At 74.1% G+C, this 2,811-nt stretch carries 4 protein-coding genes; 2 read left to right on the forward strand and 2 right to left on the reverse strand.

From position 1 onward, the window contains the following. Positions 1–805: polyprenol phosphomannose-dependent alpha 1,6 mannosyltransferase MptB (mptB, locus tag VGD85_RS14225; RefSeq protein WP_331064096.1), on the reverse strand; the 805-nt coding region annotated here is incomplete at its 3' end. A 90-nt stretch (positions 806–895) separates the two neighbouring features. On the opposite strand from mptB, the gene VGD85_RS14230 reads away from it, so the two are divergent. Next, the gene (locus VGD85_RS14230; protein ID WP_331064097.1) at positions 896–1,363 is read left to right on the forward strand and encodes a nitroreductase family deazaflavin-dependent oxidoreductase; all 468 of its coding nucleotides are present in this window, start codon (positions 896–898) and stop codon (positions 1,361–1,363) included. A 9-nt stretch (positions 1,364–1,372) separates the two neighbouring features. Beyond that, positions 1,373–2,323 (forward strand): metallophosphoesterase, encoded by a 951-nt coding sequence (locus VGD85_RS14235; protein WP_331064098.1) that lies wholly within the window; start codon positions 1,373–1,375, stop codon positions 2,321–2,323. Here the strand turns inward: VGD85_RS14235 and VGD85_RS14240 are convergent. After that, the coding region (locus VGD85_RS14240) for a nuclear transport factor 2 family protein (RefSeq protein WP_331064099.1) at positions 2,314–2,811 on the reverse strand (498 nt) is incomplete at its 5' end. The two genes, VGD85_RS14235 and VGD85_RS14240, sit on opposite strands and share 10 nt — an antisense overlap.

The raw sequence follows: 2,811 nt of genomic DNA on the forward strand, positions 1-2,811 counted from the left end.
CGACGCCGACGCAGACCAGGCCGCCGGGCAGCTTCACCGCCGCGGCCAGCCCGCCGAGCGCGGCGCCCGCCACCCAGCCGCGGTCGGCGGCCACCACGAGGGCCGCGGCCATCAGCCCGACCATGAGCAGGTCGTTGTGGAGGCCGCCCACGCCGTTGGCGAGCATCAGCGGGGAGCCCAGCACGACCGCGGACGCGAGCGCCGGGTTCACCCCGCTCCACTCCGCGAGCCGCGGGACGGCCCACGCCAGCAGCGCCAGACCGGCCAACGCGACGAGCCGGTGGCCGACCACGAGCACCCACGGGTTGCCGGTGACGCCCGCGGCGACCTTGCCGAACACCAGAGGCACCGGGCCGTACGGCGTCGCCGTCGTCATCCACCGCGGGTCGACGGCCTCGGTCACCGGCATCCCGGCGAGCACGCCCGGGCCGTACTCGTAGGGCGAGAAGCCCACGTGGGCGAGCATCCCCTGGGCGGCGTAGGACCAGCCGTCCCGGGAGAACAGCGGCGGCGCGAGCACCAGCGGCGCGGACCACACGATCGCGGCGTGCCGCACCAGGTGCACCGCGTCCTCGCGGTCCTCGCCCTCGGCGACGGCGACGTGGCGGCACAGCGAGAGCCACTCGGCGGCCAGCACGCCGAGCCCCAGCAGCACGACCGCGAGGCCGACCATCCGCCCCGCCTCCGCCCCCCGCAGGTCGAGCAGGGTGTCGTGGCTCATCAGCCAGGTCGACGACGGCAACGTCGACACGACGAGCCCGCCCAGCAGGACCAGCACACTGCCCACGAACCCACGAGTCAGCACGAGCGCACGGTAAGGAGCCCGCCCGACGGCGGACCGACGCCCAGTTGAACGGAAGCGGACGTCGCGGCGACCTGGCTTAGGGTCCTCGGCATGGGTCTGCTCACTCCGTTGGCCGTCCGCATCGGCGCGATCCCCTGGCTGCCCCGGCTGCTGCCTCAGATCGTCGCCGTCGACCGCGCGATCCAGCGCGCCAGCGGCGGCCGGGTGACGCTGTTGGACATCGCGGGCCTGCCGAACGTCTCCCTCACGGTCGTGGGCCGCAAGAGCGGGATCCCGCGGACCACGCCGCTGCTCTGCGTCCCGCACGAGGGCCGGTGGCTGATCGCCGGCTCCTACTTCGGTGACCGGCGCCAGCCGCAGTGGGTGGGCAACCTGCGCGCGGCCGGCGCGGCCGAGATCTCGTACGCCGGCGAGCGGGTCGCCGTCGACGTGCGGGAGGTCAACGGTCCGGAGCGGGCCGAGCTGTGGCAGGTCATGCTCCGCACCTGGCCCAACTTCGCGAAGTACGAGCAGCGCACCGACCGGGTGATCCCGGTCTTCGAGCTCGGCCGCCGGTAGCGTGGACGCGTGCAGCTCGGCCAGTACCCCGCGCCCCGCCACGTCGTCGCCCACCTGAGCGATCCGCACCTGCTGGCCGGCGGCACCCGGCAGTACGGCGTGATCGACACCGAGGCCGGTCTCCGGCTCGCACTGGCCCGGCTCACGCGCCTGGAGCTCCCGCCCCAGGCCCTGGTGTTCACCGGCGACCTCGCCGACAAGGCCGAGCCCGACGCGTACCGGTGCCTGCGCGAGATCGTCGAGCCCGCGGCTGCCGCGCTGGGCGCGGAGGTCGTGTGGGTGATGGGCAACCACGACGAGCGCACGGCGTACGCCCGCGAGCTGTTCGGCATCGACCACGCCGACGAGGTCATCGGCGGAGCACCCCAGGACCGCGTGCACGACGTCGCCGGCCTGCGGATCGTGTCACTGGACACCAGCGTCCCCGGCTACCACCACGGCGAGCTCGCCGACGACCAGCTCGAGTGGCTCGCGGACGTCCTGGCCACGCCGGCGCCGCACGGCACGCTGCTGGCCCTCCACCACCCGCCGATCCCGGTGCCGCTGATGCCGGCCGCCGAGGTCATCGAACTGCTCGACCAGCACCGCCTCGCCGAGGTGCTCACCGGCACCGACGTCCGGTGCATCCTCGGCGGCCACTTCCACTACTCCACGTACTCGACGTTCGCAGGCATCCCGGTGTCGGTCGCGTCCGCCACCTGCTACACCTCCGACCCGGCCCCACTCGAGCGGTTCGTCTCGGGCGTGGACGGGCACCAGGCGATCACGATGATGCACCTGTACGACGATCGCGTCGTGCACACGATCGTGCCGGTCGACGAGGCCCCCGAGGTCAGCGGCTTCCCCGCCGACGTGCGCGCCCAGATCGAGTCGCTCACTCCCGAGCAGCGCCACGACCTGCTCGCCCGCAAGGACTCCCCTCTCTACACCGGCGAGCTCGACGTGCCCGGTCACAGCTGAGGCACGCGCTCGTAGACCTTGTTGGCGATCCGCCACTCGCCGTCGGCGGAGGCCAGGAGCACGAAGCAGTCGGTGAACGCACTCGCGCCGTGGGCCAGACTCATCCGCGCCGTACCCACGCGACCGCGGACGTCCACGGCCTCGATGCGGCGCCGGCGGTCCGGCTCGTCCTCGGCCGGGCTCCCGTCGAAGAGGGCCGTGTAGTCGTCGAGGCCCCAGGAGGCGAAGGCACCCTCGCGGTGGCCCTCGACGTGAGCCGTGGGCAGGAACGCCGCGCGGAAGTGCGCCGGGTCGCCGGTGGCGTGCCCGAGCGCGTACGCGACCAGCGGCCTCGCGACCGCCGGGTCCAGGACCACCCCCGGCGCGAGGTCGAGCCGCGCGCGGGCCAGGTCGGTCTCGAGGCCGGCCGGGTCAGGGACATCGGCGGTCGCGAGGGAGGCGACATCGGCATCGGCACGGACGGCGCCGGCGGCCAGGAGGGTGTCGAG

The organism is Nocardioides sp. (assembly GCF_036401255.1).
In the GTDB taxonomy this organism is placed as follows: domain Bacteria; phylum Actinomycetota; class Actinomycetes; order Propionibacteriales; family Nocardioidaceae; genus Nocardioides.

What these genes read in the sequence shown, in the direction of transcription:
- VGD85_RS14230 (WP_331064097.1), top strand. Translation starts at nt 896, where the DNA reads ATGGGTCTGCTCACTCCGTTGGCCGTCCGCATCGGCGCGATCCCCTGG.